The organism is Rossellomorea sp. ABR4_012 (assembly GCF_056159545.1).
Map to the genome: position 1 here is coordinate 72,959 of NZ_JBSWVK010000001.1, position 7,042 is coordinate 80,000.

Annotated in this window: 4 protein-coding genes, 2 tRNA genes and 3 rRNA genes (1 of these 9 only partly in view); all 9 read right to left on the reverse strand. The window is 46.8% G+C overall.

Annotated features, from left to right (window positions below; genetic code table 11):
- Positions 1 to 38 precede the first annotated feature (38 nt).
- Positions 39 to 1,055: a tRNA (adenosine(37)-N6)-threonylcarbamoyltransferase complex transferase subunit TsaD gene (gene tsaD / locus ACXAFV_RS00295; protein WP_475123776.1), complete on the reverse strand. Its 1,017-nt coding sequence runs from the start codon at positions 1,053 to 1,055 to the stop codon at positions 39 to 41.
- Positions 1,052 to 1,489 carry a ribosomal protein S18-alanine N-acetyltransferase gene (gene rimI, locus ACXAFV_RS00300; protein WP_475123777.1) on the reverse strand — a complete coding sequence of 146 codons (438 nt, stop codon included), beginning with the start codon at positions 1,487 to 1,489 and terminating at the stop codon, positions 1,052 to 1,054. Before rimI ends, tsaD begins: the two co-directional genes overlap by 4 nt.
- Before the next feature lie 24 nt (positions 1,490 to 1,513).
- Positions 1,514 to 2,209, reverse strand: coding sequence for a tRNA (adenosine(37)-N6)-threonylcarbamoyltransferase complex dimerization subunit type 1 TsaB (gene tsaB / locus ACXAFV_RS00305; protein WP_475123778.1), 696 nt, complete (start codon positions 2,207 to 2,209; stop codon positions 1,514 to 1,516).
- Positions 2,206 to 2,661: a tRNA (adenosine(37)-N6)-threonylcarbamoyltransferase complex ATPase subunit type 1 TsaE gene (gene tsaE, locus ACXAFV_RS00310; RefSeq protein ID WP_475123779.1), complete on the reverse strand. Its 456-nt coding sequence runs from the start codon at positions 2,659 to 2,661 to the stop codon at positions 2,206 to 2,208. The genes tsaB and tsaE overlap by 4 nt, the downstream gene beginning before the upstream one ends.
- 546 nt (positions 2,662 to 3,207) lie before the next feature.
- Positions 3,208 to 3,284 (reverse strand) — tRNA-Asp (locus ACXAFV_RS00315).
- 108 nt (positions 3,285 to 3,392) lie between these two features.
- A tRNA-Met gene (locus ACXAFV_RS00320) sits at positions 3,393 to 3,466 on the reverse strand.
- 227 nt (positions 3,467 to 3,693) lie between these two features.
- Positions 3,694 to 3,810: ribosomal RNA gene (rrf, locus tag ACXAFV_RS00325) — 5S ribosomal RNA — on the reverse strand.
- Positions 3,811 to 3,911: 101 nt separating this feature from the next.
- Positions 3,912 to 6,847: ribosomal RNA gene (locus tag ACXAFV_RS00330) — 23S ribosomal RNA — on the reverse strand.
- A 194-nt stretch (positions 6,848 to 7,041) separates the two neighbouring features.
- Position 7,042 (reverse strand): 16S ribosomal RNA (locus tag ACXAFV_RS00335) (it continues 1,551 nt past the right edge of the window).
- The 16S, 23S and 5S rRNA genes sit together here with 2 tRNA genes alongside, the layout of an rRNA operon.

Here is a 7,042-nt window from a genome sequence, read left to right on the forward strand (position 1 = left end):
AAAGGTTAAAACTTAACCCTTTTCGAAGCTTTTACTCATTAAAAATTCTCAATATCCAATCCGGGATGAGCATTCATGGCCATGTCTCCTCTTTTACCCTGTTCAAACAAAATCGTTCCTGCAGCAGCAATCATCGCTGCATTATCTGTACAAAGGGACAATGGAGGGATGATCAGTTCTGTCTCCAATTCCTTGAACGCTTCTTCCAAAGCAGCACGCAAGCCTTTATTGGCGGCCACTCCCCCGGCTAATAACAATTGTTCCACATGATATTCTTTAACTGCTCTTACCGTTTTAGTTACTAACACATCGATTACACTCGCCTGAAAGCTTGCGGCAAGATCTTGTGGATAAATCGTTTTGCCTTTTTGCTTTGCATTGTGGAGCGTGTTGATAACTGCTGATTTCAAACCGCTGAAGCTGAAATCATATGAACCTTCCTCGAGCCAGGCCCTTGGAAGGTCCAGCGTCGGCTCACCTTCATGAGCCAGCCGATCGATATGAGGACCTCCCGGATAAGGAAGATTCAACGTTCTCGCTACCTTATCATATGCTTCACCTGCAGCATCATCCCGTGTTTCCCCAATGACCTCAAAGGAACCATGCTCCTTCATCAGAACAAGCTCCGTGTGGCCGCCTGAAACAACCAATGACAGCAAAGGAAACTTCATTTCTTTTACCAGACGATTCGCATAGATATGGCCGGCAATATGATGAACGCCTACTAAAGGTTTATTATGAGCAAACGCAAGAGCCTTCGCAGCATTTACACCGATTAGAAGCGCGCCCACTAACCCCGGACCTTCCGTCACCGCAATACAATCGATCTCTTCCATTGTCATGTCTGCCTGTTCCAATGCCTCTTCCAAAACAAATGTCACTTGCTCTACGTGGTGACGAGAAGCAATTTCCGGGACCACACCGCCAAAACGCTTATGACTTTCAATTTGAGAAGAAACAATATTCGTCACAATCTCCGTACCATTTTTAATGATGGCCACTGCTGTTTCATCACAACTGGTTTCTATTCCTAACACATACGTATCTTTTATCATAAATTCACCCACATCACTAAAGCATCTTCTTGATTATCTGAATAATACCGTTTCCTTATTCCGCCGTCCTGAAAACCCATCTTTCTATATAAGCCCTGCGCAGCCTTATTGCTCACCCTGACTTCGAGTGTCATCACACGAGCACCCACCTTTTTTGAAATCTCCATGATTTTCAGCATAAGGGCTTCACCGAGACCCTGCCCCCTGTAATCAGGAAGCACTGCCACATTGGTGATATGCGCTTCATCGACCACAAGCCACACACCGCAATAACCAGCCACTCGCTCTCCGTCTTCCACAACGAGATAAGTAGACAAGTGATTCTGTTCAATTTCGTTGTAAAAGGCCTCCCGGCTCCAGGGAATACTGAACGAACGATGTTCAATCTCCATCACAGCATCCAAATCATCAACCGTCATAAACCGAATTTCCATATTTCAAACGATCCTTCTTCTCATTTAAGAGTTTTTTTGAGACTCTAACCACTTCACTTCCGCCTCGGCCAAGCGAATATAATTAGGTACGACTTCATGAGCCTTATTATATTGTAAGTCCTTCCCTATGAAAGCAAGCTCGGATGGTCTGGGATTGTTACTAACAAAAGGAGCAACCCTTGCCTGATCTCCCAGCACTTCTTTTATCGTTTCCTGATGAATGCTTACATCATTTCCGATAAATAATACTTCACCGTCATACTCTTTAAGCTTATTCGCCCAGTCTGTCAGTAAAATATTCCGGTCCTCTTCCACCTGAATAATACGGTCACCATCAAACTTATACAATCCCGTATACACCTGGCCCCTTCTCGCATCGAATATCGGAGCGATATAACCGTTAAAATTCCTCCCCGATGCAGCAAGTACCGCCAAGCTCGATACGGGGATAAGGGGAATATTCAACGACCATGCGAGCGTCTTAGCCAGCGTCACGCCGATGCGGACACCTGTATAGGAACCAGGACCATTGGCCACCACAATCTTGGTCAACTCTTTCGCATCGACCTCACAGTCTTTCAGAAGCTGCTCAATTGCCGGCATCGCCCGTACAGAATGATTCTTTTTAAGATATGTGATATATTCACCAATCACTTTCCCCTCTTCAATTAACGCAATCCCGAGCGGATAATTGGAGGTATCAATCGATAATATTTTCATGAAACAATCTCCTTACATAACTCATTATACCTTTCCCCGTAAGGCTTTAGCACAATCCTCCGGGTCGTATCGCCTTCTCTGTAAATCGACAGGCTCAATAATTCATTTGGAAGCTGGTCCTCTATCAAGTGGGCCCACTCGACAACTGTCACTCCCTCACCTTCAAAATACTCATCAAATCCCAAGTCTTCGAAGGAATCATCCAAGCGATACACATCCATATGATAAAAAGGCAGACGCCCCTTATATTCTTTTATAATCGTAAACGTAGGGCTGTTCACCGTCTTCTTCACTCCAAGCCCCTTCGCAAGACCCTTCGTAAATGTCGTCTTCCCGGCCCCTAAATCACCCTCTAATGTTACCACATCTCCAGCCTGAAGGTAATTTGCCAATCTCTCAGCAAATGCGCCCGTCTCCTCAGGAGTCTTCGTTATCATTTCAAACTGATCCATATTTATCTCCTCAACTTAAGTAGAGTATAAAAAACCCTTAGGATAGCACCTAAGGGACAATGTATATATGTAGTTTACCCTTTTTGGGGTATTTGAGTAAAGTGCAGGCGTAAGGAAGTCAGGAAAAAGGGACATTTTCTGCGATTTCTGTGGATTACGTATAAAATGTGGATGGAAAAGCGCTATTTTAATTCGAATTTTATGCGGATATGAGTTGGTGATGTTAAAAGAGTGACACTTTTTGTTAGTGTGGGGATATTTCTATGGGGAGAAAAACGGTTATGATCGGATCTCAGGTTTTTTATGATCCCATTTCAGGATTTATGATCTTTTTTTGAGATTTATGATCCTGTTTCAAGATTTATGATCCTCTCTGGAATTTTATGATCCTATTTTCAGAATTATGATCCTATTTAAGATTTTATGATCTTTTAATACTTATTCTAATTAAGCAGCCCCTGAAACCTGTACCTCGCCACTCATGAACACAGCTCTTTAAGACAAAATAAAAAAACGAAACAAAAGTTTCGTTTACGTGTAAAGTAATGGCGGTCTGGACGGGACTCGAACCCGCGACCTCCTGCGTGACAGGCAGGCATTCTAACCAACTGAACTACCAGACCAAAGTTTTTTGCGTAAGCAAAATAACTGTCCATTTGCGTCAGCAAAATATCTTTCATTAACTCGCTTCTGCGAATAAATTTTGAATGATTCACTTTGCAAAAATGGTATTGCGGGGACAGGATTTGAACCTGCGACCTTCGGGTTATGAGCCCGACGAGCTACCGAACTGCTCCACCCCGCGACGATAAAAATGATTCATATTAATTGATCGATAACGATTTTTTATTCGTTATGACCACCCCGACTTCAGAAAGCTTATTCAAGCTGCTGCTCAGTCGGTGCGCTGATGGTTATCCTCCGAAGATTATTCGGACGTGCTCCACCCCGCGACGATAAGATTGATAATATATAGAGTATACCACAATATATGTTATCGATGTTAGATTGTGCAAAAAAAATCTCATATCCGCCTGGCGACGTCCTACTCTCACAGGGGGAGAGCCCCCAACTACCATCGGCGCTGAAGAGCTTAACTTCCGTGTTCGGCATGGGAACGGGTGTGACCTCTTCGCCATAATCACCAGACGAATATTCAATTGAAGGGTTTGTTCCTTCAAAACTAGATAAAGGATTGATGTCAAGAAAGTCGAGTATCGACCAATGTGTTCATTTAAAAATGACTCTTTGTGGTTAAGTCCTCGATCGATTAGTATCAGTCAGCTCCACATGTCACCATGCTTCCACCTCTGACCTATCTACCTAGTCATCTTCTAGGGATCTTACTCACATAAAGTGATGGGAAATCTCATCTCGAGGGGGGCTTCATGCTTAGATGCTTTCAGCACTTATCCCTTCCGCACATAGCTACCCAGCGATGCCTTTGGCAAGACAACTGGTACACCAGCGGTGCGTCCATCCCGGTCCTCTCGTACTAAGGACAGCTCCTCTCAAATTTCCTGCGCCCACGACGGATAGGGACCGAACTGTCTCACGACGTTCTGAACCCAGCTCGCGTACCGCTTTAATGGGCGAACAGCCCAACCCTTGGGACCGACTACAGCCCCAGGATGCGATGAGCCGACATCGAGGTGCCAAACCTCCCCGTCGATGTGGACTCTTGGGGGAGATAAGCCTGTTATCCCCGGGGTAGCTTTTATCCGTTGAGCGATGGCCCTTCCATGCGGAACCACCGGATCACTAAGCCCGACTTTCGTCCCTGCTCGACTTGTAGGTCTCGCAGTCAAGCTCCCTTGTGCCTTTACACTCTGCGAATGATTTCCAACCATTCTGAGGGAACCTTTGGGCGCCTCCGTTACTCTTTAGGAGGCGACCGCCCCAGTCAAACTGCCCACCTGACACTGTCTCCCACCCCGATAAGGGGCGCGGGTTAGAATTTCAATACAGCCAGGGTAGTATCCCACCAACGCCTCCACCGAAGCTGGCGCTCCGGCTTCCAAGGCTCCTACCTATCCTGTACAAGCTGTACCAAAATTCAATATCAGGCTACAGTAAAGCTCCACGGGGTCTTTCCGTCCTGTCGCGGGTAACCTGCATCTTCACAGGTACTATAATTTCACCGAGTCTCTCGTTGAGACAGTGCCCAGATCGTTACGCCTTTCGTGCGGGTCGGAACTTACCCGACAAGGAATTTCGCTACCTTAGGACCGTTATAGTTACGGCCGCCGTTTACTGGGGCTTCGATTCGCACCTTCGCTTGCGCTAAGCACTCCTCTTAACCTTCCAGCACCGGGCAGGCGTCAGCCCCTATACTTCGCCTTACGGCTTCGCAGAGACCTGTGTTTTTGCTAAACAGTCGCCTGGGCCTATTCACTGCGGCTCTTCGAGGCTATGCACCTCAAAGAGCACCCCTTCTCCCGAAGTTACGGGGTCATTTTGCCGAGTTCCTTAACGAGAGTTCTCTCGCTCACCTTAGGATTCTCTCCTCGCCTACCTGTGTCGGTTTGCGGTACGGGCACCTTTTTCCTCGCTAGAGGCTTTTCTTGGCAGTGTGGAATCAGGAACTTCGCTACTATAATTCGCTCGCTATCACAGCTCAGCCTTCACGATGATGGGATTTGCCTCATCATCAGCCTAACTGCTTAGACGCACATATCCAGCAGTGCGCTTACCCTATCCTCCTGCGTCCCCCCATTGCTCAAACGGAAAAGAGGTGGTACAGGAATATCAACCTGTTGTCCATCGTCTACGCCTATCGGCCTCGACTTAGGTCCCGACTAACCCTGAGCGGACGAGCCTTCCTCAGGAAACCTTAGGCATTCGGTGGATGGGATTCTCACCCATCTTTCGCTACTCATACCGGCATTCTCACTTCTAAGCACTCCACCAGTCCTTACGGTCTGACTTCACTGTCCTTAGAACGCTCTCCTACCACTGACACCTAGAGGTGTCAATCCACAGCTTCGGTGATACGTTTAGCCCCGGTACATTTTCGGCGCAGAGTCACTCGACCAGTGAGCTATTACGCACTCTTTAAATGGTGGCTGCTTCTAAGCCAACATCCTGGTTGTCTAAGCAACTCCACATCCTTTTCCACTTAACGTATACTTTGGGACCTTAGCTGGTGGTCTGGGCTGTTTCCCTTTCGACTACGGATCTTATCACTCGCAGTCTGACTCCCATGGATAAGTCTTTGGCATTCGGAGTTTGTCTGAATTCGGTAACCCGATGAGGGCCCCTAGTCCAAACAGTGCTCTACCTCCAAGACTCTTACACATGAGGCTAGCCCTAAAGCTATTTCGGAGAGAACCAGCTATCTCCAAGTTCGATTGGAATTTCTCCGCTACCCACACCTCATCCCCGCACTTTTCAACGTGCGTGGGTTCGGACCTCCATCCAGTGTTACCTGGACTTCATCCTGGACATGGGTAGATCACCTGGTTTCGGGTCTACGACCACATACTCATTCGCCCTATTCAGACTCGCTTTCGCTGCGGCTCCGTCTCATCGACTTAACCTTGCATGGGATCGTAACTCGCCGGTTCATTCTACAAAAGGCACGCCATCACCCGTTAACGGGCTCTGACTACTTGTAGGCACACGGTTTCAGGTTCTCTTTCACTCCCCTTCCGGGGTGCTTTTCACCTTTCCCTCACGGTACTGGTTCACTATCGGTCACTAGGTAGTATTTAGCCTTGGGAGATGGTCCTCCCAGCTTCCGACGGGATTTCACGTGTCCCGCCGTACTCAGGATCCACTCAAGAGGGAACGAAGTTTCAACTACAGGGTTGTTACCTTCTTTGACGAGCCTTTCCAGACTTCTTCGTCTACTCCGTTCCTTTGTAACTCCGTATAGAGTGTCCTACAACCCCAAGAGGCAAGCCTCTTGGTTTGGGCTACATCCCGTTTCGCTCGCCGCTACTCAGGGAATCGCATTTGCTTTCTCTTCCTCCAGGTACTTAGATGTTTCAGTTCCCTGGGTCTGCCTTCCATACTCTATGTATTCAAGTAAGGATATTGTTCCATTACGAACAATGGGTTCCCCCATTCGGAAATCTCCGGATCAAAGCTCACTTACAGCTCCCCGAAGCATATCGGTGTTAGTCCCGTCCTTCATCGGCTCCTAGTGCCAAGGCATCCACCGTGCGCCCTTCATAACTTAACCGAATTGGTTGTTACATAAGGTTTAAAACCTAAAATGGCGATACTCGGTAATTTCTTGACTATCAATAAATCTTTATCTAGTTTTCAAAGAACAAATTCATTTCGTCTCGTAAGAGACGAAAGGTTTTGATAGTAATTAAACCATCAAAACTGAACAAAACTTCGACTGTCAAACGTTTCATATATATTCCTTAGA

Bases quoted from the DNA above. Each gene is read 5' to 3' on its own strand.
- tsaE (WP_475123779.1), bottom strand. From the start codon at position 2,661: ATGGATCAGTTTGAAATGATAACGAAGACTCCTGAGGAGACGGGCGCA.
- tsaB (WP_475123778.1), bottom strand. From the start codon at position 2,209: ATGAAAATATTATCGATTGATACCTCCAATTATCCGCTCGGGATTGCG.
- tsaD (WP_475123776.1), bottom strand. From the start codon at position 1,055: ATGATAAAAGATACGTATGTGTTAGGAATAGAAACCAGTTGTGATGAA.
- rimI (WP_475123777.1), bottom strand. From the start codon at position 1,489: ATGGAAATTCGGTTTATGACGGTTGATGATTTGGATGCTGTGATGGAG.